This window comes from Ruegeria sp. HKCCD6426 (assembly GCF_057221115.1).
This window is the reverse complement of record NZ_JBWVBF010000004.1, coordinates 54677-77283: the sequence shown is the minus strand read 5'-3', so window position 1 is coordinate 77283 and position 22607 is coordinate 54677. Positions and strand designations below refer to the sequence as shown.

The following is a 22607-nucleotide window of genomic DNA, read 5'->3' as shown; positions in this document are numbered from 1 at the left end:
CCCAACAGTTCCGGTCACAGGATGCGAAATCGTTGTTGTTCGGTCAATCGTCGGCTGTGGGCGAAATGGCCGCAGTGCTTAATACACGTACGGCCAGAGCACGGGTGATTTCACGCTTTTCGCTGAGCGCCAGAGTATCCAGTTGCTCAACGACATCCGCCGCAGTTTCAAAACTTCGATCCATGTGCTTGACCAAATACGAGATAACATCAGGGCCTGGGTTCAGTTGCCGATCCGTAAACAGCTTGGCCAAAACCGCCCCCAATAGCGCATCATCCGGGCTTTCAAGTGCAACGTGGTGTGCCCCTTCAACGCGGCTCTGCAAGTCAGCCAGCGGCAGGTGCCACAGTTTTGGCGCGTCCCGCCCGGTCATAAGCAATGCATGCCCCTCGGCCAGAACGAGGTTGTGCAAGTGAAACAACGTCTTTTGCTGCTCGAGGTCCGATGCAATTGAGGGGACATCTTCGACAGCGACGGGCGTACGGGCCAGATTGGGTACGTCTTCATGGCGCAATTTGGAAGCCTGAACGATGCGCCCTCCGGTTTCGCCAGCCCAGACATGCGCCAGATGGGTTTTGCCCGATCCAGGCGGGCCGCTCAGTACCAGTTTGCTACCCGGCCAGGATGTGGCCGAAATCATTGCTACCGCCAGAGCGTTTGCAGGTGAAACAAAGAAATCCTCACGCCCCAGTGCTGTCTTGGAGGGCAGGTCGAAACTCAGCTGGGTGGCCATTGTTAGTCGTCCTGCTCAAGCCCGTCGCGACCGGAATAGAGGCGGCTGTTGAGATACTGATCGGTCGCAAACCGCGCAAGCACGCCAAGAGCTGCGGCTACGGGAACGGCGATCAGCATTCCGACAAAACCAAACAATGCGCCGAATACCGACAACGCCAGGAGCAGCCAGACGGGATGCAGGCCAACCGAACTGCCGACCAGTTTGGGGGTCAGGAAATTGCCTTCGGTCACTTGGCCAAGGGCAAAGATGCCAGCCACCAGCCCGATCTGCGTCCAGTCGCCCCAGAACTGAAACAGAGCCAGTCCAATCGCCAATGTGCCGCCGATCAGTGCGCCGAGATAAGGAATAAACGTAACCAACCCGGCGATGAACCCAACGATCAGGCCGAATTGCAGACCGACGACCATCAGGGCGACAGCGTAATATGTACCAAGGATCAGACAGACGGTGCCCATCCCCCGGACGAAGGACGCCAGAACTGCATCGATCTCGGTGGCCAATCGCTTGATGGTTGGCGCGTGGTCTCGTGGCAGCAGATCGCCGATACGGGCGATCATGCGATCCCAGTCCATCAACAGATAGACTGCAACTACGGGAACAATAACCAGCAGAACCACAACGTTGATTGCCGACCCGAGCGAGGACAGAACGGTTTGCAGTACATCGCCGGTCTTTGATTTCAGAGTCTCGCCAAAGGAAACCAACATCTGATGCGTATTGGATTCCTGATCCAGCAACGACGGAAACTGTTTCTCAATGAAGGCGCGCAATTCTTTGAAAAGGCTGGGAAGAGTGTCGACAAGGTCCAGCAACTGAGTGATTAGCGCCGGCGCAACCATCAGGATCATCAGGACAAACCCCAGCACGCCGACCACGGTAATAATGCCAGTTGCGGCTATGCGGGATAGGCCAAGCGTTTCCAGCCGATCTGCCACAGGATCAAGGAAATAGGCGATTGCCCCTCCGATGACGAAAGGAAGCAAAACGTCGCCCAGTAGATACAAAACCACGACGAACACCGCAGTAGCGACGCCCCAATACCTGAGCTGATCTTTAACCGGCAAAGCCATGGCGCTTCCCTGTTTGCGGCGCTTTGCAATGTTCTTGGCGCATGAAGGCGCGCGATGCAAGCGGTTCATGGCTCAGGCGTTTTTGCCGATCAGTCGTGTAGTGTCCCCAGCTCAGGTGTGTCTTCGTCAGCGGTTTCGTCAGGCCAGTTGGTCCTCCAGATCTCGGCCGACCAATGGCCGCAATGCACCGCGGGGCGGTTAAAGCTGGGGAGGGGTGGCAGCAACGGTTCCACAGTGACGTCATGGCGCGGTACGGCAAAGTATGGGAAGGAATACCGCTCCTGACCTGATCTGTTGACGACCCGATGCGGGGTCGATTTCAGACGTCCGCCTGACCAAAGTTCCAGCATGTCGCCGATGTTGACCACAAAACCGCCCTCGGGGCAGTCAGGTGTGATCCAGCCGCCATCCCGGGTCTGGACCTCCAGGCCACCAACCGGATCGGGTGCGATGATCGTAAGTGCATCCGTGTCCTTGTGCGGGTGAATGCCGTAACCGCCTTCCTCCGGCGCCTGAGGGGGGTAATGCAGAAGTGTCATATTGGTCAGAGGGTCCTTGAAGGCGCAGCGCAGAATGCCGGGTTTCAGGTCCAGCCCGCTTTCCAGCGCGCCCAACAGTTGATCTGCGACACCGTCCAGCAGTTGCCAGTATCCGAGAATTACGCTCTGAGCGTGCGGAACCTCCTTTGGCCAGAGGTTCGGACCATAAAGCGAACAGTCCTGCCGAATTGGGGCGTCCTCGGCAATTTCGTGATGCAGTTTGTAGCCCTCATATTTGTCTGCCTTGCCCGAGCCGTCATTGGGCGTGAAAAAACCCATCGGGATGAAGCCGCGATAATTGTGCCTAGTAATGGCCTGATCCCACTTGCTTTGTTCATGAACGTCAAAGATTTCGCGGGCGCAGGTGCGTACCTGGTTCACTTTCTCCAGTGGAATCCCTGTTCCTGTGATCGATAGAAAGCCAATGCTGGTACAGGCATCGATTATCTGTTCGACCGTTGCAGCGTATTGCGGGTGTGCTGGGTCTTTCAGAGGAGAGATATCTATCGTTGGAATGCTGTCCATCAGTTGATCCTGACCCCCTGTCGTTTCAATTCCTGATGTACGGGCGCTAGATTTAGTCGATCCAATTCCTGATTGCTCCTAAGCGACAGCGCCGCTGCAATACCTGCGCCCTGACCCATGACCGCGCAGCATGCCATGTTACGAGTTGCGGCATGGGCTACGCGGTCGGCGCCATGCGAACGTCCTGCGACGAGCAAGCCTTTCACTCCTTTGGGCAGCATCGAGCGATAGGGGATCTGCATGTACCGGCCGGTTGTTGGCAGGATCAGAATGCCATACCCATCGATGAACTCAGGGTAGATGCCGATCGTATCTTCAAACCGGCCCTGATGGCGCGCATCATTTTCGGTCATATTGTAGACCGCATCGATCTTGCGCGTATCGCGAATGCCGATGGTCATGCCAAAGTTCCGCAACCGTGCGTTCTCGCAACCGGGCATGAAGCGACGCAGCGCTTCGATGGCCAGCATGGATTGCCGCCGCCCCTCGATCTCACCTCGTGTCAGGCTGTCAGGGTCGGTGCCGTCGATTTCTGCAAGGTGAATAAGGTTCATGTAGGTCAGTTCGCCGGTATCGTGCATCGCGCCCCATGTGCCTGCGATCGTGTTCAGGTGTGGGGGGATCAGCCCCTCGTCAATTGCCTGTTGGAACGGTTTGTGCACAAAGGGCGAAAACATGTCGTCCTCTTTGCCCGAGGTTTCAATGTTCCATTCACCACCGCCACCCCAGTCCTTGTAGGTTTGCGGGTCTGCCTTGACGCCTTCCATGAATGCGCGTTTGTCGACACCGGCCAGATGGAACATGACAGACGCTGCCATCATGTCCTCTCGCGGGGTTTTATGAGTCGGAGCGCCCGCGCGATGGGCCACGTCGGCGTCACCGGTGGCATCGATCACGACCTTGGCCAGTATCGCCTCACGCCCGGCCTTGGATTCGGTGATGATGCCGGTGATCCGGTCGCCATCCATAATCGGAGCCACAAATTGGCGGTGCAGCATGGCATGCACGCCAGCCTCTTCGACCAGCTTGTCAGCGACTAACTTGAATCCTTCACTGTCCAGCTCGTAACTGAGCGACTGGCTCTCGGGTACGGCTGCGCCCATATCCTTGGCGCGGGTCTCGAATTCCATGCCGATACCACCAGCTTCGATCGTTTGCTCGTGGCGATACCAAGCGAATCCTTCGACGCCCACGGCCGTAATATTACCGCCCATACAGCCGTAGCGGTCGACCAGTGAAACCTCGGCACCCGCACGTGCTGCCGCCAGCGCCGCAGCCAGCCCAGCTGGGCCCGAACCGACGACCAGAATTTCTGTTTTGTGCACAACTGGTATTTCGCGTGCGGGTTCCTGAATGGTCAGCATTTGCGCCTCTGTATTTCGTGTTTGCGATACCATCCCGGCGCCTGACTAACGGGTCAATCAAAAATCCGACTGATCCGAGGTCGCAAATTCACCAATGCCCGATTGCCCCCGGCGGGGCTTTGTCATAAGCAGCTTTGAAGTCGAATTCTCACCTTTGAAGGTCAAACTATGCGCCTCAGCCGTTACTTTCTGCCCGTTCTCAAGGAAAACCCGTCCGAGGCTCAGATCGTCAGCCACCGGTTGATGCTACGCGCCGGGATGATCAAACAGGCTGCTGCCGGCATCTATTCCTGGCTGCCGCTGGGCTTCAAAGTGCTGCGCAAGCTGGAAAACATCGTCCACGAAGAGCAGGCGCGGGCCGGACACATCGCCATCCAAATGCCGATCCTGCAATCGGCGGACCTGTGGCGCGAATCCGGTCGTTATGACGACTACGGTCAGGAAATGCTGCGTATGCAGGACCGGCACGGGCGCGACATGCTATACACGCCGACTGCCGAGGAACTGGTGACCGACATCTTCCGGGGCCACGTCAGCAGTTACAAGGACCTGCCGCTGACGCTTTACCAAATCCAGTGGAAATTCCGCGACGAAATCCGCCCGCGTTTCGGCGTGATGCGGGGCCGCGAGTTCTATATGAAAGACGGCTACAATTTCGATCTCACCAAAGAGGACGCGCTGCACGCCTATAACCGCCATCTGGTCAGCTATCTGCGCACTTATGAGCGTATGGGGCTGCAAGCGATCCCGATGCGCGCCGACTCTGGGCCCATCGGCGGCGATGACACGCACGAATTCCTGGTTCTGGCCGACACCGGTGAATCCGAAGTCTTCTATGACAGCGCGGTCACCGATCTGACCTTCGGCGACCGCGAGATCGACTTTGATAGTCGGGAACAGTGTCAGGCGATTCTGGAAGAGTTCACTTCAAAATACGCCCGCACCGACGAAACCCATGACGAGGCGCTGTTCAATCAGGTCCCCGAAGATCGCCGCCGCGTGGCGCGTGGCATCGAGGTCGGTCAGATCTTCTATTTCGGCACCAAGTATTCCGAGGCTATGGGGGCAACTGTTCAAGGACCCGATGGGAAGCCGGTTCCGGTCCACATGGGCAGCCACGGCATCGGTGTTAGCCGCCTGATCGGTGCGATTATTGAGGCCAGCCATGATGACAAAGGCATTATCTGGCCCGAGGGCGTAACACCGTTCCACTGTGGGATTGTCAACTTGAAGCAGGGTGACGAAGAGGCCGATGCTGCTTGTGAGAAGATCTACAAAGCGCTGACCGCGTTGGGTCTGGAGCCGCTTTATGATGATCGCAAGGAACGGGCAGGCGGCAAGTTCGCGACTATGGATCTAATCGGTTTGCCGTGGCGTATTACTGTTGGGCCGCGTGGTTTGAAAAATGGTGTAGTTGAACTCACCAGCCGCCGTACCGGCGAAAGCGAAGAACTAAGCCCTGAGGCGGCCGTTACCAAGATAGCGGAAATCTACGAGCACACCGCCTGAAAAGGGCGGAGGCTTCCGCGGAATTGAACCCTAGGACGCGGCGGGTGTTGGCCGTACGGCCAACACGTCGCCATCGGCATGACTACCGCGGGCGACGACAATTGGGCGGCCCATACGCCGCACCAACTCCCGAAATTCCAGACCAAGAAAACGCAGACCGCAGATCCGCTCGTCGGTAGCGCGGTCCGTGATGCAAAGCCGTCCTTCGCGAAACGCCAGACGATAGCCTTTTTCTTTCAGGATGTCCGTCAAATTGCCCCAATTCGCCGCGCTGGCGAATAACGGTCGGATGGCGGCGCGTAGAAGTGCCGCGCTTTCGCAGTCCAATTCTGTTGATGCCGTGCGGGTCAAATTCGACCCCGTTTTTTCAATGTCACTTTCAAAATTCATGAGCGACCCCCGCTCTGATAATGTGTTCCCCCACTTGTAGGGTGTCAAAATTTCCCAAAGTAAGCAAAAAGCGAAATAATATTACTCGATAAATGTTGCATTTTGAATTCAGTTTTGGGCGCTATGTTCACATTGACTTCATAACCGAAACAATAACGCTGTGTCTGTGAAGAGCGTCACAACTGCGGGTTTAGTCGTTTTGGTGTCCATCTATTTTCGGAAGATTGTCCAACGGCAGTGTGGCCAAGTGATTCGCGGTTTCCACGGTGGAATAACTGAATTGCGCACCGTGAGACGAAGCTGCTAGGTGTGCCCGAACAAGGTTACTGAGTCAGGTCTTGCAGTGTTAAGCTTTGCAACAATTGTCTATTCAAGAGACTTTCCGCTGCTTAGGCTTCAGGCTCTTTCAATGGCGCAATTTGTCGATGCTGGCGACGTGGCATCAATCCATGTCATTCTGAACGACGCAAATGAGAAGAGACTGACGGCACAAGTTACCGAAATCCTGGATGCTTATGGGCCGCTGAAATCCAAAGTTCATGTCGTAAGCGGCGACGCAGCCCTTTTAACCGCACATCCGTCCCTCAGGCGCTCAGTTCTGGACCGCGTATTTATCGAAAACCGATTTCGATTTCCGTTCATTCGCAAAGGAGGATGGCGGGGAAACAACGGGTATCGCATGCAGCAGGCCCTAAAACTTGGTGCGGCCCGCGTTGCAAAGACCGAGAACATGGTCATCCTGGACACGAAGAATATATTTCTGAAACCAGTCTCACCTTCGGATTTTTTTGCACAAAGCGGTGCCGCCAAGATCCCGTTTCTTGAAGTGAACAGGGACAATCACCGTAACTGGCTGCGGCATAGTCTGGAAGCGTTGGGGATGACGGGCTCGAATCCCTTACCGTCGCGCACCACGACCTTCACCACACCCTATCCTGTTCGCAGGTCGCTGCTTCTGGCTTTGTTAGAGGAAGTCAACGCGCGTCACCGATCTGTTCAGGCATTGTTTGCCTCGCGTCGCCGTCCGTCCGAGTTCATGTTGATCAATGCATTCTGCCTCAGCTCCTCATTCGGTTATGCGCGGTGGTTTGAAGAGGCGCAGGGGCACGCCTTAGGTATGTGGCCGACCTATTCAGCACAAAAGGTCAAGGAACTGATTTCTGGATTGGATCATTCTGAGGTCCGATGCCTGGGCCTGCATAATCGTATGATTTCCATGATGCCGCCCGAGTTGCTTGAACAATTGTGCCGGTTATTTGAACGCCGAGGTATCTGTGACCAGCAAACAGCCAGAACTGTTTTGCAAGCAACGGCCGTCCAATCGGTTTGACGTTGGTTTAATCCCACAACCGACTTGACCATCCACCGAAATGCCGAAAGGGTCGCGGCAAAACAATCGTCGGAGCAGGAATGGCCAAAACACCGCCTCCTTTCGCCCCTTTTGAATGGAAAATAGCTTGGCGTTACCTGCGTGCCCGTCGCGCCGAGGGGGGCGTCAGCGTGATGACGTGGATCTCGCTGATTGGGATCACGTTGGCTGTGTTCGCGCTGATTGCCACGCTTGCGGTGCGGTCTGGGTTCAGGTCCGAATTCGTAGGCACTATTTTGGGGGCAAATGCCCATGTCACCGTCTACTCGGCAGGTGAGGTTGACTCACAAGGCCGCATTGATCGCACCATCGTCGACTATGACGATATGGCTACGAAGATCGCAGAAGTGCCGGGCGTGGAAAGGGCTGCGCCACTTGTCAAAGGACAGGTTCTGCTGACGAACCGTGACCGCAGCACTGGGGTCGAAGTTTTTGGTATCCGGCCAGACGACCTGTACAGCTTACCAGGAATTGCCGAAAGCGAGCAGGCTTATGGCGATCTGAACCGGTTCGAGGACGGAATTGCCATCGGTTCGGGTGTTGCGCGGGCCATTGGGGCGAGCGTAGGCGATACGGTCAAAGTGACTTCACCCAACGGGGTCAAGACGGCCTTCGGCACATCGCCACGGGTCAACGCCTACGAGGTCGTCTATGTGTTTTCTGCCGGCCGTTATGACATTGACCGAACCCGCGTTTACATGCCCTTTGCCGAGGCGCAGAGCTTTTTCAATCGTGACGGCGTTGCCGATGAGATCGAGGTTATGGTCGAGCAGCCTGAGAATCTGAACCCAATTCTGGTTCCGATACTCGAAGCCGCGGGTGGCCGACCGCAGCTATGGACGTGGCAGGATGCTTCGGGTGGGTTTCTGCGCGCGCTCGAGGTCGAGGACAATGTGATGTTCATCATCTTGTCGATCCTGGTTCTGATCGCTGCAATGAACATCGTCTCGGGCTTGATCATGCTGGTTAAGAATAAAGGCCGCGATATCGGTATCCTGCGTACAATCGGGCTGAGCGAAGGGTCTGTTCTGCGCGTGTTTTTCATATGCGGGGCGTTTACAGGGATTATCGGCACTGCGATGGGCGTCATTCTTGGTTGCTTGTTTGCGCTTTATATCGACCCGATCTTTTCCTTTGTGAACTATGTCATGGGGGGCGGTGTGTGGGATCCTTCGATCCGCGGCATCTATGCATTGCCGGCCGAATTGCATCTGTCCGATGTGCTCAAGGCTATTGGCCTGTCTTTAGGGCTGTCCTTTCTTGTCACCTATTTTCCGGCCCGCCGCGCGGCGCGGCTGAACCCGGTCGAGGCGTTGCGCTATGAGTGATGTGGCACTGCGGTTGAACGGCTTAACCAAAACCTATCTGCAAGGTACGCCGGGTGAGGTGCAGGTACTGCGCGGCGTCGATCTGGAGCTGCGCGCAGGTGAGGCAGTGGCGCTGGTTGCACCTTCGGGAGCCGGTAAATCTACCCTGTTGCATATCGCGGGCCTGCTGGACACGCCGGACACCGGTACGGTTGAGATCACAGGGCAGGCGGCCTCGGGCAAGGGGGATCGTACCCGCACCGCGATCCGGCGTCGGGACGTTGGGTTCGTCTATCAGTTCCATCACCTGCTGCCCGAATTCACTGCGCTTGAGAACATCGTGTTACCGCAACTGGCCAACGGTATGCCCGAAAGGGTCGCGCGGGATAGGGCGATGTTGCTGCTGGGTCGCGTCGGTGTTGATGCAAGATCGGATCACCGCCCAGCTGCCTTGTCAGGGGGGGAGCAACAGCGTGTAGCTTTCTGCCGGGCCCTGGCGAATGAGCCGCGCGTTCTTCTGGCAGATGAGCCGACAGGAAACCTGGACCCTGAGACCTCGGATCAGGTCTTTGGCGCGTTGATGACACTTGTACGCGAGGCCGGTTTGTCGGCTCTGATCGCCACGCACAACCTGGACCTGGCAGCCCGAATGGATCGGATGGTTCGTCTTGACGGAGGCGTGCTCAAGCCAGTTGAGTGATCGCGACACCGATAGCCATTACTGTAATTCCTCCGGCCCTCATTAGCGTCAGCGGGGTGATCTGAGCGCCAAACAGGCCAAAGTGGTCTATCGCGGCAGTACTGACCAACTGTCCCAGTAATACAAAGAACACCGCATTCCCAACTCCGAAATGGGGGGCGACATGGGTGATGGACAGCACATAAAACGCGATCAGCACCCCGGCCAAAAACAGATGTTTGGGGGCTTCGGCGGCTTTGGCGAAAGCCTGACCGCCTGGCAGCAGGAGCAAGGCCAGCACCGATGCGACAAACGCGATGGCAAATAGGATTACGGCGGCCGAGTTGGGCGATCCGATCAACTTGCCAAGGGCTGCGTTCAGCGCTGCGAGGACTGGAATGCCAATTCCGGCAGCCAGCATGATCGCCGCATATTGTGTCATGAATTGCCCCTTCAAGTTGAACCTGTTGATCTGGATCATTGCGCCATGGCGGTCTGCGGGCAAGCCTGTAAATGTTTGATTGCAGTGGAGGAAGCGATGATCAGGTGGCTATTCACGACAAGTTCTATCGCATTTCTTGCGACGATGTCTCAGGGCGTCTTGGCCCAGGATGCTGAAGTGGGGGCCGAACTGTATCAGCATTACTGTGCAACCTGCCACGGTTTGGATGCGACCGGGCACGGACCAATGGCCGGTGTCCTGATTATTCAGCCGACCAACCTGAAAACACTGTCTGACGATGATGGCGTATTCCCAACGGCCCGCGTTGTGGCGCGCATCGACGGACGGGATCCTTTGGTCAGCCACGGCAGCCCGATGCCAGTCTATGGGCCATATTTCGAAGGACAGGATACACCAATTAAGACCCCTGCGGGTCAGCCGATTTTGACCAGCAAACCCATTGTCGATTTGGTTGCCTATCTGAAAACGTTGCAGGGCAACTAAAGGCTCAGCTGCATATCCCCTGAACCTTAGCGCCGTCCCAAGGAAGCAGCACGTCGTTCTCTCGGCGAGTGCCCGGCAGCATCGACAAGTCGAAGTGCGGGCTAAGCATATCGTGCAGGCGTTTCGTACGGGGCGCGTTGGGGTCCAGCGCACGGCAGCACACATATTCCTCGACGATCGAACCCTGTTGTTCATACCCATAGGCCAGAAAATCCGGAGACGAATCGAGGTCGAACAGATACGGATCACTCTCTCCGCCATGCTCAGCGGCCGCGCGGAGCGGGTGGTACCCGGTAGTCCGGCGGTTCTGCCATTGCCAGACATGCGTCAGCTCATGAGCCAGCAGCATTGCTGCAATCAGGCTCACCTGATCCGGGTACTGACTCATGTAGTCATCCAGATACCAGTCTTTGGTGAAGTAAACATGGTTAAACAGGGCGACGGCTGCCGGCTTCCCGGTGACGGTTTCCTCTTTGACCGGCGGTAGGACGCGTTCCCGGCAAGCTAGCCTCGGGCGCACCTTGCGTGTGTAGGTAATTGCGGTGACCGGTGCGCCCTCGACCAGTCGCACCCGGTCGAGATCCAGCGTTTCGCCATGAATATTACCGGCAAATGCGCGTTCTTGCTCGGTCAGGGGGCGACCGCAGGCTGAAAACAGGATCAGAATACTAATCAGCAAGGGGCGAACCATGGCGATAAGCCTAATGTGCTCTGCCCACTCTGCAAGCTGTTTTCACAGACTCATCGCCAGAACGCGGCTGATCTCGGTCAGAGTACGCCCCGATTGCTCCATCCAGGTGTTGAAAGCTTCCTGTACAGCTGCCATTGCCTTTTTAGACGTCGCGGGTTTGTCGATCACACCTTCAGCGATCAGGCGAGCAGTGACGTCGCGCGACAGGATGAAACTGTCCCGCCCAGCAAAACGCATCGCATATTGCGCCGAAGCCCCGCCCAATCGCGAGCCGCGCTTTGCCAGCATCGCCAGCAACCCGATGTAGTCAGTTGAGGGCCAGCCACCAAGTACCTGTCCGGCACCACCTTCTTTGCGCAATTCCAGCAGAAAAGCGGCGTTGTCGCGCACGGATTCGATCTTGGTACCGTTTCGCACGATCCGCGTGTCCTGAAGCAAAGCATCAAACTTTTCGTCGTCCATGAACGCGCAACGTCCAACGTCAAAGCCGTCAAACGCGATTTCAAACCCGTCCCATTTGGCCTCAATAACCTTCCAGTTGAAGCCAGCTTGAAAAACGGTCTTGCTGATAATTGACAGCCAGCGATCATCGGGCATTTCGGTCAGTTCAGATTTGGATTTTGGTTTGGCCAGTTTGCCTTCCAACGTATCCGGCCCACCGTGACGATCGGCAGCCAAGCTATAGATTTCTTCAAAATTGCGCATGTCGAGCCCCCTCCATGCCGGCGAGTGTTGTCCCTTTGTTCTGGACTGGCAAGAGAGAAAACTAGGCTGAAGAGTGGGATGAGTGGCGCGAGCAGGCCATCAGAATCTATTTTGGGATATTTATAATTGACTAGTCAATCAATTTCCCGCAGCCTACGACAACAGAAACACCAGATGCGTGCAAATTGATGCATACGGGGTGGGGAAGGTGAGGTTGGTTTGACGGGTCGGGTAATTCGACCTGTAAGCCAACTGTTCTCTTTTCTTTTCCGACAGAATTTGTGCATGCTGCGACATAGTTTCGTAATCCGAAAAAACCTTGGTCAGGGTGTGCCTGTCGCAAGGGGCCAAAAAAGGAAAACAGGGAGTTAAACTTATGAAAAAACTGGGTGTAAGCCTTCTGGCGATGACCGTGGCAGGTGCTGCAAGTGCGGCTGATATGGGTGCTGTGGACGAGCCGATAAAACTGGCGATCAACGAATGGACCGGTCAGCACGTGACGACGCATGTGGCCGGAGAGATGCTGAAAGCAGCAGGGTACAACGTTGAATTCGTAACCGCTGGGATGATGAACCAGTTCCAGGCATTGGCCGATGGCGACATCGACGCGACGTTGGAGATCTGGTCTTCGAACGTATCGGATGAATATGCGAAGAAAATTGCCGAAGGGTCTGTTGTGGAGATCGGCGATCTGGGTCTGGATGCCAAGGAAGGCATCGCATACCCCGCGCACGTTGCGGATTTGTGCCCGGGCCTGCCTGCTTGGGAAGCGCTGAAAGACTGTGCGCAAGTATTCGCAACGGCCGAAACGTTGCCCGGGGGGCGCCTGGTTGATTATCCCGCCGATTGGGGTACGCCTGGGGCTGATCGCATGACCGGGCTGGAGCTGCCGTTCAAGGCTGTCCCAGCTGGGTCCGAAGGTGCCTTGATTGCTGAATTGCGCGCTTCGACCGAGCGTAAGTCGCCTCTGCTGATTACTTTCTGGCAGCCGCATTGGGCGATGTCGGCTTATGACGTGCAGTTCGTCGACCTGCCTGCCGGTGAAGAAGCGTGCTTCACTGATCCGGCTTGGGGTCCCAACCCCAACGCGGTAAATGATTGTGACTTCTCGCCGTCTCGAATTTTCAAAGCCGGTTGGAGCGGTATGGAAGAAAAGTGGCCTGCCGCTTATGAGATCCTGACCAATTACCAGCTTGCGGTAGAAGACCAGCAGCCGATGATGGGAGCCATCGACGTGGACGGCGGTTCGGTCGAGGAAGTTGTCGCCGCATGGATGGCCGAAAACGAAGGCAAGTGGCGTCCGGTTGTTGACGCGGCAACACAGTGAGCTGACATCAGTGACTGATATGACGACGCCTGCCATCGCCTGCCGGAATCTCTGGCAGGTGTTCGGCCCCGGCGCAGAAAAAGCCCTGACCGACGCGCTGTCTCGGTCAGGGAATGACGCCGACAAAGCCGCCGCCGACCTGCGTGAAAGCGGGTTTATTCCAGCAGTTCAGGATGCCAATTTCGAGGTCAAGGAAGGCGAGCTGTTCGTCATCATGGGTCTATCGGGATCAGGCAAATCCACCCTGATCCGCTGTATCTCGCAATTGCTACCGGGTACCGGTGGTGAGATTCGGGTGGACGATGAGAATGTGGTTGGCGCCTCCAAGAAGGCCCTGACCGAGTTGCGTCGCAAAAAGCTGGGTATGGTGTTCCAGCATTTTGGCCTTTTTCCCCATATGACAGTGGCCGAGAATGTCGCCTATCCGCTGCGCGTTCAGGGCGTGAGCCGCAAGGAGCGGCTGGCTCGTGCACAAGAAGTGATCTCGCTGGTGGGTCTTGAAGGCCGCGAAGATAGCTTCCCGCGGCAGCTTTCGGGTGGTCAGCGGCAACGGGTCGGGATCGCGCGGTCTTTGGCCGTGAATCCCGATATCTGGTTTCTGGACGAGCCGTTCTCGGCCCTTGACCCACTAATTCGCCGTCAGTTGCAGGATGAGTTCCTGCGCATCCAGGCGACGCTGAAGAAATCAATTGTGTTCATCACGCACGACATCGCCGAGGCGCTGAAACTGGCGGACCGTATCGCCATCATGCGCGACGGCAAGATCGTTCAGATCGGCACGCCCACCGACATCGTGCTGCGTCCGGTCGACAATTATGTGCGCGAATTCTCGAAGGATGTTGCCAAAGGACAGCACGCCAAAGTTGCTTCAGTCATGCGGGACGCAGATGGTGATCGCGGACCCGACGACCCGGGCCTGACGACGTCGATGACGTTGGATGCGGCTCTGGCGCATTGTATGGAGCTGTACGAGCCGGTGCCTGTACGGGATGCTTCCGGCACCATCGTTGGCACGGTCCACCCGTCTGATCTGGCTGCAGCCTTGCAGGTGGACGAAGCATGACCGCTTTCACCGATGTTTCGGCGCAGAATTACGTACGAATGACAGCGGGGGCACAGGCCGCCTTGATCACTTTGGTGGTTGGCGCGATTTGTCTCGCGCTTGAGGGCGTTGCACCTTGGCTGATTAAGTGGCCCACCTCGCTGGAATTGCCCGCAACGGATTGGGTCGGGTCTTTTCTGGTCTGGTTTTTGAACGGTATCAAACCGGCCGCGCGATTGTTTTCCGATGTCATGGCTTATCCCATGGACTGGGCCAACTTCGTACTGGGTAATACACCCTGGCCGATACTGATCGGATTGGTCACTGCGCTCGGGTGGTTTCTGGGCGGGTTTCCGATGGCGGCGCTGGGTTTTTTCGGGCTCTGTTTTGTTCTGGCCTCCGGCTATTGGGTCGAAAGCATGAACACGCTTGCGCTGGTCGCGGTATCAGTTCCGGTGGCGTTGATTGTGGGCGGAGCAATAGGCATCCTTGCCAACGAAGTACCACGCGTCAAATCTGCGGTGCAGGCGGTGTTGGATATTATGCAGACGGTTCCAACCTTTGCATACCTAACGCCGCTGTTGCTTCTGTTCGGTTTTGGGCCGGTTGTGGGCTTGATCGCCTCGGCCATTTATGCGGCCCCACCAATGGCACGCAATGTGATGCTGGGCTTGGAGCGTGTAGAACCTGAAATCAAAGAGGCTGCCATCATGTCCGGCGGCACACGGTTCCAGCAACTGTTTCAGGTCGAAATCCCCTCGGCCGCTACGCAGATCATGGTGGGCGTGAACCAATGTCTTATGGCCGCGTTGTCCATGGTGATCATCGCTGCCGTTATTGGCGGGTTCAATGATATCGGCTGGGAAGTGCTGCTGACCATGCGCAAGGCGCAATTTGGTGAATCGTTGCTGGCCGGCCTGGTTATCGTGGTCTTTGCCGTTGTAATCGACCGCATGAGCGGGACTTTGGCCACGGAAAGAAAGCGATACGACCAGCGCGTTGTCTGGGCCATGCTGGGCTTTACCGTCCTGTTCACGGCTGCTTTCTGGGCCTGGCTTCCGAACCCTTCGGACTTGACCTTACTGGACCCACTGGCCGGAGCTGTGGACAGTGGCCTGACTGCCTTCACACAAAGTAACGGCCCGTGGTTGGACGCATTGAAGAACAACTCGATGTTCTATGTGCTTCTGCCGTTGCGGATTGGCCTTGATCAGGCAGTGTTGCCATTCACCTGGGGCTTCCAGTGGACCTCGGCAATGAGCTACGGCCTCTTTGCAGCCGGTGCTCTGGTTGCCTTACTGATGGCTTGGCGCGGGCGCTTGACCGGCGGGTTGATCGTCCTGATCTTGATCGGAATGCTGGAAACCGGCATTTCGAACCTTCCCTGGCCATTTGTCCTGACTGGAGCTGCTGCTCTTGGGTGGGTCGCAGGCGGCTGGCGCCTGGCCGCGCTATCGGTTGGGCTGCTGTGCACCATCCTCGTTTCTGGCCTCTGGGAGCGGGCGCTGCTTTCGCTCTACCTCAGTGGCGCAGCGGTGTTTTCTTGCGCCGTTGTGGGTGGCTTGATCGGTCTGGCCAGTGCAGTTTGGAGCCCGGTCTGGAAAGTGGTTCGTCCGATCTGCGATATGCTGCAGACAATTCCTTTGTTCGTGTTTCTGATCCCCGTACTGATGGTGTTTCAGATCGGTGAGTTCTCGGCCTTTCTGGCGATTTGCGCCTACGCGATCGTGCCGATGATCCGCTATACAAGACACGGGTTGGTGAATACACCGGACGAGATGATGGAGGCCGCAATTTCAAGCGGCGCGACCGAATGGCAGATTCTGCGGGACGTACGCGCGCCTTACGCGGCACCGACCATCCTGTTGGGCCTGAACCAAACCATCCTCTATGCCTTTGCCATGCTGGTAATCGCGGCGCTGATCGGAACGACTGGTCTGGGCCAATCGATCTACCTGGCGCTTGGACAGGCGGACGTTGGTCTTGGTATATCGGCGGGGGCGGCGATGGCCATCCTTGCGCTGATTGCGGACCGGATGGTGCAGGGCTTTGCCGAAGAACGGCGCAAGGCGCTAGGCCTCTAGAAGCGGGCAGGGGCGGCAAGGCTGCCCCTTTCCTCCACTTGACTTCGGACAAAGACCGGTTGCCCTTCGGGGTCTAATCCAAGTGCAACACCTTCGGAGACGGCCATGACCGGTTGGGCAATATTCTTTGCAGCTCTTGCCACCTTTCTTCTCAGCCACATGATCCCGGCTCGCCCGGCTGTTCGCGGCTGGCTGATCGGTACACTGGGGAAGACAGGTTATTTCGCCGCGTATTCAGGCCTCTCGCTGCTGGTGCTGGTCTGGCTGGTCGTTGCCGCCGCCAGTGCACCCTATGTCGAGGTCATCCCGCCCCTTGCGGCCCTGCGCTGGGTGCCGGTCCTGATCATGCCCGTGGTCTGCTGGCTGGCGGTCGCTGGACTGTCCATACAAAACCCGTTCTCCTTCGGTGGGCTTGGGCGTGCACCTTTTGATCCTGAGCGTCCGGGCATCCTGCGTACTACCCGTCATCCGATTCTTGTGGCCTTGATGCTGTGGGCTGTCGCCCATCTACTGGCAAATGGAAGCTTGGCGCATGTGATCCTGTTTGGTCTGTTTGCCGCCTTCGCAGGCCTCGGTATGGTTTTGATTGACCGCCGCAAGGCCCGGGACATGGGACCTGACTGGCCCCGCCTGTCTCACAATACTGCGCGACTGTCTCTGCGCGCGCCCCGTCCATGGCCACGCCTTTGGGTTTGGCTGATTGCTGTTGCTGCTTACGCAGCGCTTCTTCACCTGCACGCACCTGTGATCGGCCTCTCCGCTCTGCCATAGCGGCACAGAGTGGCCGAAGACGCTCTTGCGTGCTATCTGGAACGTAACACTTTTATTTTCTGGGGGTTTCCCGATGAACCTGGCCTATGTCACCACCACCGATCGCGGCGCCACGGACCGCCTGTTGAGCATGGTTGCTGAACGCCTGCTGGCAAAGGACGCCCGGTTGTCCGGTGTCGTGCAGACCAACACGGAATGTGCCGATAATACGAAATGCGATATGGACCTGCGTGTCCTGCCCGATGGTGAGACAATTCGGATTTCTCAATCGCTGGGTGCGATGTCGCGCGGCTGCCGTTTGGATCCTGCGGCATTGGAACAAGCGGTGGGCTATGTGACTGCTTCGCTCGGTGATGCGCCACAACTTCTGATCATCAATAAGTTCGGCAAGCACGAAGCTGACGGCCGTGGTTTCCGCCCGGTGATTGGCGAAGCTCTGTCGCTGGACATCCCCGTGCTGGTCGGCGTGAATAGCTTGAACGAAGACAAGTTCCAGGACTTCGCGGACGGCGCTGCGGAAGTGTTAGAGCCGAATGTAGATGCGATTCTGGCATGGTTCGAAAAGATCGATGCGCGGCGTACAGCGGCGGCCTGACGACCTAATTTCAATCTGAACGGAAGTTAGGCGCGCTGGTTCAGTGCGCCTTTTTTTGGTTGCTTTGGCTGACCGATACGAGGTTGGCATATGGCGTGCGCTGAGTTCGAAGCAATATAGCCACGGTGCCTTATGCGTCAGCAGTAAACTAGGTCCGTCATGCGAGGATAAAAGAAAGTGGTGGGCGACCCTGGAATCGAACCAGGCGTGCGTCTCCGCGAGGGAGTTACAGTCCCCTGCCACACCTTGCGGCCTGTCGCCCACTGTCAGGCGTTGCACCTGACGTGGAGGCGTGATTACTAGCGCACCAAAGGAGCGTCAACAGGAAAATTCCGCTTTGGCGCAGGAAACGTATTCCCCGGCCCGGAGGCCCATGAAATGAAGAAACCCAAGTGGGTCGTCGAGAAGGAACAGGCGCGAAAAGCTGCTGCCGCGGAAACCGTTTGGCTGTTCGGACTGCACGCTGTTCGCGATGCGCTGATGAACCCGGATCGGCAAAAACTGCGCCTGATCGTAACCCGGAACGCGCGGGATAAACTGGCGGAAGCTATTGAATTTGCAGGCATCGAGGCCGAAATGGTGGATCCGCGTAAATTCACGGCCCCCATTGATCCTGGGTCAGTGCATCAGGGTGCAGCCCTTGAAGTGAAGCCGCTGGAGTGGGGCGGCCTGGCAGAAAACTGCATCGGGCGCGAGAATCCTCGTGTCCTGCTTCTGGACCGAGTCACGGACCCGCATAACGTGGGGGCGATTCTCCGTTCAGCCGAAGTTCTTGGGGCGAGCGCCGTTATTGGAACGCGTCATCATTCCGCTCCGGAAACGGGCGCATTGGCAAAAACAGCAAGTGGTGCGCTGGAGCGACAACCTTACCTGCGGGTTCGCAACCTGGCTGATGCGATTGTCGAGCTTCAGGGGATGGGGTTCCTGGTCCTTGGCCTGGACGGCGAGGCTGAGGAGACGATCGAATCCTTCCTTGGCGACAAACGTGACCGTCCAGTGGCTCTGGTGCTGGGGGCCGAAGGCCCCGGATTAAGACAGAAGACCAAAGAGACAGTGGATCAGCTGGTCAAGATTGACGCGGCTGGAGGATTTGGGTCACTGAATGTCTCAAATGCTGCCGCAATCGCCCTATATGCATCGGGTCGCAAATAGCAGGAGGTTCCAATTTCCACTCCGCATAAAATCGCAACGTGCTGCTATTGCGGCACCCGGGCGGCGCTGGTTTTGAAAGGCCAGCGGCAGCACGAGCTGAGTTGCGCAAGCTGTGGTGCGCCGCTGCATAACCTAAAGATGGTACCCAAGGCCAAACTGGCAGACAGAAAGCCGAAGCGTTCTTCAAAGTACGAAAAGCCGAAAAAGAAGAAGAAAAAGGGGCTGTTCTCGCGGGTTCTTGATGAAGCCTGGGATGTAATCGAGGACGTTTTCGACTGAGGGGTACACTCGTGGCACGTCCGTTCACATCACCGTCATAGGGGGTTTCTACTGGTGTACGAAACATGCATGTTTAAACCTTCAATTTGATACCGATGAATCGCCCATGCTGTCTCGACGTAGTTTTCTCACCGCTCTAACCTGCTCCGCTTTGGCGCCTATGGCCCAGGCGCAGACGATGCCTATGTTCTATGCGGCCGGTGGAGCAGCCATTTCCGGCTATGATGTTGTGTCCTACTTTAAAACAAGTGGGCCTGCTACGGGGCAGTCGGACATATCCCTGATGTGGAAGGGTGCAGTCTGGCGCTTCGTATCTGAGGAAAACCGGGATCGGTTCGAGCGCAATCCTCGCGCCTTTGCCCCTCAGTACGGTGGGTACTGTGCATTTGCGATGGCGAAAGGGCAGCTTATCAGCTCGGACCCGCAGGCCTGGAGGATAGTCGAAGGAAAATTGTACTTGACCCATTCTGCAGCAATCGAGCGGATTTGGCAGCGAAACGTGGGTAAGTACATCCGTGAGGCCGACAAGAACTGGCCGGGTATTCTTTATCTTTGATCGGCAATTTTCCGCTTTTCGTGATCTGTCATCACAAAAATGCGTTCCCCCTCTTTTTTTCTCCGAAGTCATGCTTAAATGTCACAGTGACCGCGGAACGGAACTGCCGCGGGTCATTTCACTGTCCCTCGTTCCAACAACTGGCGCCCAGGCTTTCCTGGGCGCTTTTTTCTTTTGGTTGGGATGGTTAGGGTGCCGCCATGCATGATTATTCCGACGACTGCCTGAAATCCATTCTGCGACGTACCAAGGTTGTCGCAGTCGTGGGTGTGTCCCTGAACCCGGTGCGGCCTAGCTACTATGTTGCAAGATACCTGTCACTCAAAGGGTATTCGGTGATTCCGGTCAACCCGGGGCATGCCGGTAAGCAGCTTTTTGGGCAGACGGTACGAGCGTCCCTTTCTGAAATAACCGAGCCTGTCGATATGGTGGATATTTTTCGCCGGTCCGAATCTGTGCCTCCGATTGTTGACCAAGCTTTGAGTACTTTCGCCGGCTTACGGACGGTCTGGATGCAAATAGGTGTCGAGAATAAGGAAGCCGCGGCAAGTGCGCAGGCGCAGGGCGTTGACGTGATCATGAACCGTTGCCCCAAGATTGAATATCAACGCCTGTTTGGCGAGTTGCGAATGGGCGGATTTGCAACCGGGATGATTTCGTCGAAACTTTGAAGGATCAGTTGTTTGGAAGCGGCTGCAGGCGTGCCACCTGTTCCTTGCGACGTTTTTCCAACACCACGTCGCGCGGGACCCATTCATAGCGCGTGTCCTCGGACAACGGAGCCCAGTACAGGGTTCCGCCGTATCGCCAGGGGTCCAGAATCACCCCGTCATACATAGATTCGCCCCGACGGCTGACTATGGCAGTGCTGTGGTCGATCCGGAAAGGGTTGTCCGCGTTGGCTATTGCGCGGTGTAGCGTCAGGGTTTTAAAGCCTTCCTGATTCAACCGTCGTTCGATGTCTTCGGCCCAATGCCAGCACAGTCCACGGGGACGCAAACCCTTGTTTACCTTGGCATTATGGATCAGAGGCGGATCGGTGATCTGATACTCCTGCGCCAGCTGTGCTGTGTAGGAATAGGCGATGCGGGCGGCCCGGTCTGCTTCTCTGGGGTCGATATCCGGCCCGAGGCTTTGAATTTGGGTCGCGAGCCGCTGAACATCATCGTCGTTTGCTGGGGGCGGTGTTGTGCAAGCGCTAAGCGTCACAACAGCAAGCAGTGCCAGCGCATATGCCAAAGGTCTGATCAATCCCGCACCCTTTGAGTTCCGCGCCAGCGCGCATCGACCTGACTATAATCGTGAAAACACGACAGCGGAACCCGTTGGGTCAGTTGTCTGAACGGGCAGCCTTTTCCGCGATGCCGCTGACACCCTGACGCTGGGCCAGCTCTTGCAGAACCGCGTCCAAAGGTATGTCCCGCGCGGCCAACATGACCAATAGATGGTAGAGGACATCAGCGGCCTCGGCAGTCAGCTTGTCAGCGTCACCCTTTACGGCTTCGATTATGGCTTCGACAGCTTCTTCACCGAATTTCTCGGCGCACTTCTCGGGCCCTTTAGCCAGCAGTTTTGCTGTCCAGCTTGACTCCGGGTCCGCGTTTTTGCGTGCTTCGATGGTTGCCGCAAGTTCGTGTAGAATGCTCATGTCAACCTCACCGGGATACCTGCGGAGGCCATGTGTTCCTTGGCCTCGCGGATCGTGTATTCGCCGAAATGAAAAATCGAGGCCGCCAGTACAGCGCTGGCCCCACCTTCTGTAACGCCCTCGACCAGATGGTCCAGATTACCCACGCCGCCCGATGCGATCACGGGCACGTTCACCGCGTCCGAGATTGCGCGTGTAAGCGGCAGGTTGAACCCCGCCTTGGTCCCGTCGCGGTCCATCGAGGTCAGCAGAATCTCGCCCGCACCTTTGGCGACAACCGTCTTGGCAAATTCCACAGCGTCGATGCCGGTGGGTTTGCGTCCGCCGTGAGTGAAAATCTCCCACTTTCCGGGGTTGACGGTTTTTGCGTCGATGGCACAGACGATGCACTGGCCACCGAATTGGTCCGCTGCTTCGGCTACAACGTCTGGGTTCGCAACAGCGGCAGAGTTGAAGCTGACTTTGTCCGCGCCGGCCAATAACAGGGCGCGAACGTCATCCTTTGTACGAACGCCACCACCGACGGTCAGAGGAACAAAACACTGTTCAGCCGTGCGCCGCACCACATCGAACATAGTGCCTCGGTTTTCATGAGTGGCGTGAATGTCCAGAAAACAAATCTCGTCCGCCCCGGCGGCGTCATAGGCCTTTGCCGATTCAACCGGATCACCTGCGTCGCGCAGGCCTACAAAGTTCACACCTTTGACCACGCGGCCGTCGGCGACATCAAGGCAGGGAATGATCCGGGTTTTCAGCATGGCGCATCCTTTGTTGCCGCACCTCTACCGGCAAAGCCCCGCCGATGCCAGAGTTGTGATTGTCACTCCTCTTAAAGCCGTGAAAAATGCTCTTTATTTCATCAGGAGATCAATGAGATGCGTAAACTCTTTTTGGCAACCACATTCATTTTTGGAGGCGCTGTCGCTGCTATGGCAGATGATATCATCAAGGTTAACACCGCTAAATCGGTGACCGAGGTGATGGACGCCCTGGAGGCCGCCGTCGGTAACGCTGGCGCGACCGTATTTGCCCGCGTGGATCATGCGGCGGGTGCCGAGAAGGTTGGCATGACAATCCCGGCCAATCAGGTTCTGATCTTCGGCAATCCTGCTCTGGGCACGCCTGCGATGCAGATCGACCCGCGGGCGGGTCTGTACCTGCCTCTCAAGGTGCAGGCCTATGAGGATGAAAACGGTCAGGTCTGGCTGGCCTACGAAGACCCGAAAGAAACCATGGATGAGCTTGACGCGGCGGAAAACTCCCCGGTTGTCGAGAAAATGCGCGGCGCATTGGCTAAGTTGACCTCGGTCGCCGCACAATAAT

General features: G+C 56.9%; 26 protein-coding genes and 1 tRNA gene. 15 read left to right on the top strand and 12 right to left on the bottom strand.

Going from position 1 to position 22607, the window contains the following annotated elements; all coding sequences use genetic code 11:
- Positions 1–43 precede the first annotated feature (43 nt).
- The 4 genes from AC2TDA_RS13180 to AC2TDA_RS13165 all read right to left on the bottom strand — a co-directional run bounded on the left by AC2TDA_RS13180 (position 44) and on the right by AC2TDA_RS13165 (position 4234).
- Positions 44–733 (bottom strand): HdaA/DnaA family protein, encoded by a 690-nt coding sequence (locus AC2TDA_RS13180; protein WP_480848412.1) that lies wholly within the window; start codon positions 731–733, stop codon positions 44–46.
- 2 nt (positions 734–735) lie between these two features.
- Positions 736–1806 (bottom strand): AI-2E family transporter, encoded by a 1071-nt coding sequence (locus tag AC2TDA_RS13175; RefSeq protein WP_480876620.1) that lies wholly within the window; start codon positions 1804–1806, stop codon positions 736–738.
- A gap of 89 nt (positions 1807–1895) precedes the next feature.
- Positions 1896–2870: an isopenicillin N synthase family dioxygenase gene (locus tag AC2TDA_RS13170; protein ID WP_480876618.1), complete on the bottom strand. Its 975-nt coding sequence runs from the start codon at positions 2868–2870 to the stop codon at positions 1896–1898.
- On the bottom strand, positions 2870–4234 hold the full coding sequence (locus tag AC2TDA_RS13165) for an FAD-dependent oxidoreductase (RefSeq protein WP_480876616.1): 1365 nt from the start codon (positions 4232–4234) through the stop codon (positions 2870–2872). The genes AC2TDA_RS13170 and AC2TDA_RS13165 overlap by 1 nt, the downstream gene beginning before the upstream one ends.
- 168 nt (positions 4235–4402) lie before the next feature.
- On the opposite strand from AC2TDA_RS13165, the gene proS reads away from it, so the two are divergent.
- Positions 4403–5743, top strand: a complete 1341-nt coding sequence (proS, locus tag AC2TDA_RS13160; protein ID WP_480848404.1) for a proline--tRNA ligase — start codon at positions 4403–4405, stop codon at positions 5741–5743.
- Positions 5744–5773: 30 nt separating this feature from the next.
- Here the strand turns inward: proS and AC2TDA_RS13155 are convergent, their stop codons facing one another.
- On the bottom strand, positions 5774–6133 hold the full coding sequence (locus tag AC2TDA_RS13155) for a hypothetical protein (RefSeq protein WP_480876613.1): 360 nt from the start codon (positions 6131–6133) through the stop codon (positions 5774–5776).
- A gap of 409 nt (positions 6134–6542) precedes the next feature.
- On the opposite strand from AC2TDA_RS13155, the gene AC2TDA_RS13150 reads away from it, so the two are divergent.
- From AC2TDA_RS13150 to AC2TDA_RS13140, 3 genes are all read left to right on the top strand, one after another.
- The gene (locus AC2TDA_RS13150) at positions 6543–7463 is read left to right on the top strand and encodes a DUF6492 family protein (protein ID WP_480876611.1); all 921 of its coding nucleotides are present in this window, start codon (positions 6543–6545) and stop codon (positions 7461–7463) included.
- 80 nt (positions 7464–7543) lie between these two features.
- A complete protein-coding gene (locus AC2TDA_RS13145) occupies positions 7544–8830 on the top strand; it encodes a lipoprotein-releasing ABC transporter permease subunit (protein ID WP_480876609.1) in 1287 nt (428 codons plus the stop codon).
- A complete protein-coding gene (locus AC2TDA_RS13140; RefSeq protein WP_480848397.1) occupies positions 8823–9509 on the top strand; it encodes an ABC transporter ATP-binding protein in 687 nt (228 codons plus the stop codon). The genes AC2TDA_RS13145 and AC2TDA_RS13140 overlap by 8 nt, the downstream gene beginning before the upstream one ends.
- Here the strand turns inward: AC2TDA_RS13140 and AC2TDA_RS13135 are convergent.
- Positions 9493–9930: a DMT family transporter gene (locus AC2TDA_RS13135; RefSeq protein WP_480876606.1), complete on the bottom strand. Its 438-nt coding sequence runs from the start codon at positions 9928–9930 to the stop codon at positions 9493–9495. The two genes, AC2TDA_RS13140 and AC2TDA_RS13135, sit on opposite strands and share 17 nt — an antisense overlap.
- A gap of 96 nt (positions 9931–10026) precedes the next feature.
- On the opposite strand from AC2TDA_RS13135, the gene AC2TDA_RS13130 reads away from it, so the two are divergent.
- Positions 10027–10434 carry a c-type cytochrome gene (locus AC2TDA_RS13130; protein ID WP_480848393.1) on the top strand — a complete coding sequence of 136 codons (408 nt, stop codon included), beginning with the start codon at positions 10027–10029 and terminating at the stop codon, positions 10432–10434.
- 4 nt (positions 10435–10438) lie between these two features.
- Here the strand turns inward: AC2TDA_RS13130 and AC2TDA_RS13125 are convergent, their stop codons facing one another.
- Positions 10439–11125, bottom strand: a complete 687-nt coding sequence (locus tag AC2TDA_RS13125; protein WP_480876604.1) for a hypothetical protein — start codon at positions 11123–11125, stop codon at positions 10439–10441.
- 42 nt (positions 11126–11167) lie between these two features.
- A complete protein-coding gene (locus AC2TDA_RS13120; RefSeq protein ID WP_480876601.1) occupies positions 11168–11830 on the bottom strand; it encodes a DNA-3-methyladenine glycosylase I in 663 nt (220 codons plus the stop codon).
- Positions 11831–12206: 376 nt separating this feature from the next.
- On the opposite strand from AC2TDA_RS13120, the gene AC2TDA_RS13115 reads away from it, so the two are divergent.
- From AC2TDA_RS13115 to AC2TDA_RS13095, 5 genes are all read left to right on the top strand, one after another.
- Positions 12207–13157: an ABC transporter substrate-binding protein gene (locus AC2TDA_RS13115; protein ID WP_480848387.1), complete on the top strand. Its 951-nt coding sequence runs from the start codon at positions 12207–12209 to the stop codon at positions 13155–13157.
- Positions 13158–13167: 10 nt separating this feature from the next.
- Complete coding sequence (locus AC2TDA_RS13110; RefSeq protein ID WP_480876598.1) at positions 13168–14220, top strand: quaternary amine ABC transporter ATP-binding protein; 1053 nt, start codon at positions 13168–13170, stop codon at positions 14218–14220.
- Positions 14217–16283, top strand: a complete 2067-nt coding sequence (locus AC2TDA_RS13105) for an ABC transporter permease (protein ID WP_480876595.1) — start codon at positions 14217–14219, stop codon at positions 16281–16283. Before AC2TDA_RS13110 ends, AC2TDA_RS13105 begins: the two co-directional genes overlap by 4 nt.
- 105 nt (positions 16284–16388) lie before the next feature.
- On the top strand, positions 16389–17054 hold the full coding sequence (locus AC2TDA_RS13100; RefSeq protein ID WP_480876592.1) for an NnrU family protein: 666 nt from the start codon (positions 16389–16391) through the stop codon (positions 17052–17054).
- A 73-nt stretch (positions 17055–17127) separates the two neighbouring features.
- A complete protein-coding gene (locus tag AC2TDA_RS13095; RefSeq protein WP_480876589.1) occupies positions 17128–17649 on the top strand; it encodes a DUF2478 domain-containing protein in 522 nt (173 codons plus the stop codon).
- Between the two features lie 178 nt (positions 17650–17827).
- On the opposite strand, the gene AC2TDA_RS13090 is transcribed toward AC2TDA_RS13095, so the two are convergent.
- Positions 17828–17911, bottom strand: a tRNA-Tyr gene (locus AC2TDA_RS13090).
- Positions 17912–18027: 116 nt separating this feature from the next.
- Here AC2TDA_RS13090 and rlmB point away from each other — a divergent pair.
- The 4 genes from rlmB (at position 18028) to AC2TDA_RS13070 (ending at position 20307) form a co-directional block, all read left to right on the top strand.
- Positions 18028–18801, top strand: coding sequence for a 23S rRNA (guanosine(2251)-2'-O)-methyltransferase RlmB (gene rlmB, locus AC2TDA_RS13085; protein ID WP_480848379.1), 774 nt, complete (start codon positions 18028–18030; stop codon positions 18799–18801).
- 12 nt (positions 18802–18813) lie between these two features.
- Positions 18814–19080 carry a hypothetical protein gene (locus AC2TDA_RS13080; protein ID WP_480848720.1) on the top strand — a complete coding sequence of 89 codons (267 nt, stop codon included), beginning with the start codon at positions 18814–18816 and terminating at the stop codon, positions 19078–19080.
- 178 nt (positions 19081–19258) lie between these two features.
- Positions 19259–19636, top strand: coding sequence for a YHS domain-containing (seleno)protein (locus tag AC2TDA_RS13075; RefSeq protein ID WP_480876586.1), 378 nt, complete (start codon positions 19259–19261; stop codon positions 19634–19636).
- Between the two features lie 200 nt (positions 19637–19836).
- Entirely contained in the window at positions 19837–20307 is a 471-nt protein-coding gene (locus tag AC2TDA_RS13070; protein WP_480848376.1) for a CoA-binding protein, read from the top strand.
- Positions 20308–20311: 4 nt separating this feature from the next.
- On the opposite strand, the gene AC2TDA_RS13065 is transcribed toward AC2TDA_RS13070, so the two are convergent.
- The 3 genes from AC2TDA_RS13065 to hisF all read right to left on the bottom strand — a co-directional run bounded on the left by AC2TDA_RS13065 (position 20312) and on the right by hisF (position 22042).
- Positions 20312–20887, bottom strand: a complete 576-nt coding sequence (locus tag AC2TDA_RS13065; protein WP_480876583.1) for a hypothetical protein — start codon at positions 20885–20887, stop codon at positions 20312–20314.
- A gap of 79 nt (positions 20888–20966) precedes the next feature.
- Positions 20967–21284 (bottom strand): phosphoribosyl-ATP diphosphatase, encoded by a 318-nt coding sequence (locus AC2TDA_RS13060; RefSeq protein ID WP_480848372.1) that lies wholly within the window; start codon positions 21282–21284, stop codon positions 20967–20969.
- Complete coding sequence (gene hisF / locus AC2TDA_RS13055) at positions 21281–22042, bottom strand: imidazole glycerol phosphate synthase subunit HisF (RefSeq protein WP_480876580.1); 762 nt, start codon at positions 22040–22042, stop codon at positions 21281–21283. The genes AC2TDA_RS13060 and hisF overlap by 4 nt, the downstream gene beginning before the upstream one ends.
- A gap of 117 nt (positions 22043–22159) precedes the next feature.
- Between hisF and AC2TDA_RS13050 the strand changes: the two genes are divergently transcribed.
- Positions 22160–22606, top strand: coding sequence for a DUF302 domain-containing protein (locus AC2TDA_RS13050; protein WP_480876577.1), 447 nt, complete (start codon positions 22160–22162; stop codon positions 22604–22606).
- Position 22607 lies beyond the last annotated feature (1 nt).

Coding starts and splice junctions, on each gene's coding strand:
- AC2TDA_RS13050 (WP_480876577.1), top strand. CDS start 22,160: ATGCGTAAACTCTTTTTGGCAACCACATTCATTTTTGGAGGCGCTGTC.
- AC2TDA_RS13060 (WP_480848372.1), bottom strand. CDS start 21,284: ATGAGCATTCTACACGAACTTGCGGCAACCATCGAAGCACGCAAAAAC.
- AC2TDA_RS13070 (WP_480848376.1), top strand. CDS start 19,837: ATGCATGATTATTCCGACGACTGCCTGAAATCCATTCTGCGACGTACC.
- AC2TDA_RS13140 (WP_480848397.1), top strand. CDS start 8,823: ATGAGTGATGTGGCACTGCGGTTGAACGGCTTAACCAAAACCTATCTG.
- AC2TDA_RS13115 (WP_480848387.1), top strand. CDS start 12,207: ATGAAAAAACTGGGTGTAAGCCTTCTGGCGATGACCGTGGCAGGTGCT.
- AC2TDA_RS13165 (WP_480876616.1), bottom strand. CDS start 4,234: ATGCTGACCATTCAGGAACCCGCACGCGAAATACCAGTTGTGCACAAA.
- rlmB (WP_480848379.1), top strand. CDS start 18,028: ATGAAGAAACCCAAGTGGGTCGTCGAGAAGGAACAGGCGCGAAAAGCT.
- AC2TDA_RS13075 (WP_480876586.1), top strand. CDS start 19,259: ATGCCTATGTTCTATGCGGCCGGTGGAGCAGCCATTTCCGGCTATGAT.
- AC2TDA_RS13180 (WP_480848412.1), bottom strand. CDS start 733: ATGGCCACCCAGCTGAGTTTCGACCTGCCCTCCAAGACAGCACTGGGG.
- AC2TDA_RS13130 (WP_480848393.1), top strand. CDS start 10,027: ATGATCAGGTGGCTATTCACGACAAGTTCTATCGCATTTCTTGCGACG.
- AC2TDA_RS13120 (WP_480876601.1), bottom strand. CDS start 11,830: ATGCGCAATTTTGAAGAAATCTATAGCTTGGCTGCCGATCGTCACGGT.
- AC2TDA_RS13150 (WP_480876611.1), top strand. CDS start 6,543: ATGGCGCAATTTGTCGATGCTGGCGACGTGGCATCAATCCATGTCATT.
- AC2TDA_RS13105 (WP_480876595.1), top strand. CDS start 14,217: ATGACCGCTTTCACCGATGTTTCGGCGCAGAATTACGTACGAATGACA.
- AC2TDA_RS13135 (WP_480876606.1), bottom strand. CDS start 9,930: ATGACACAATATGCGGCGATCATGCTGGCTGCCGGAATTGGCATTCCA.
- hisF (WP_480876580.1), bottom strand. CDS start 22,042: ATGCTGAAAACCCGGATCATTCCCTGCCTTGATGTCGCCGACGGCCGC.
- proS (WP_480848404.1), top strand. CDS start 4,403: ATGCGCCTCAGCCGTTACTTTCTGCCCGTTCTCAAGGAAAACCCGTCC.
- AC2TDA_RS13125 (WP_480876604.1), bottom strand. CDS start 11,125: ATGGTTCGCCCCTTGCTGATTAGTATTCTGATCCTGTTTTCAGCCTGC.
- AC2TDA_RS13155 (WP_480876613.1), bottom strand. CDS start 6,133: ATGAATTTTGAAAGTGACATTGAAAAAACGGGGTCGAATTTGACCCGC.
- AC2TDA_RS13100 (WP_480876592.1), top strand. CDS start 16,389: ATGACCGGTTGGGCAATATTCTTTGCAGCTCTTGCCACCTTTCTTCTC.
- AC2TDA_RS13170 (WP_480876618.1), bottom strand. CDS start 2,870: ATGGACAGCATTCCAACGATAGATATCTCTCCTCTGAAAGACCCAGCA.
- AC2TDA_RS13095 (WP_480876589.1), top strand. CDS start 17,128: ATGAACCTGGCCTATGTCACCACCACCGATCGCGGCGCCACGGACCGC.
- AC2TDA_RS13175 (WP_480876620.1), bottom strand. CDS start 1,806: ATGGCTTTGCCGGTTAAAGATCAGCTCAGGTATTGGGGCGTCGCTACT.
- AC2TDA_RS13145 (WP_480876609.1), top strand. CDS start 7,544: ATGGCCAAAACACCGCCTCCTTTCGCCCCTTTTGAATGGAAAATAGCT.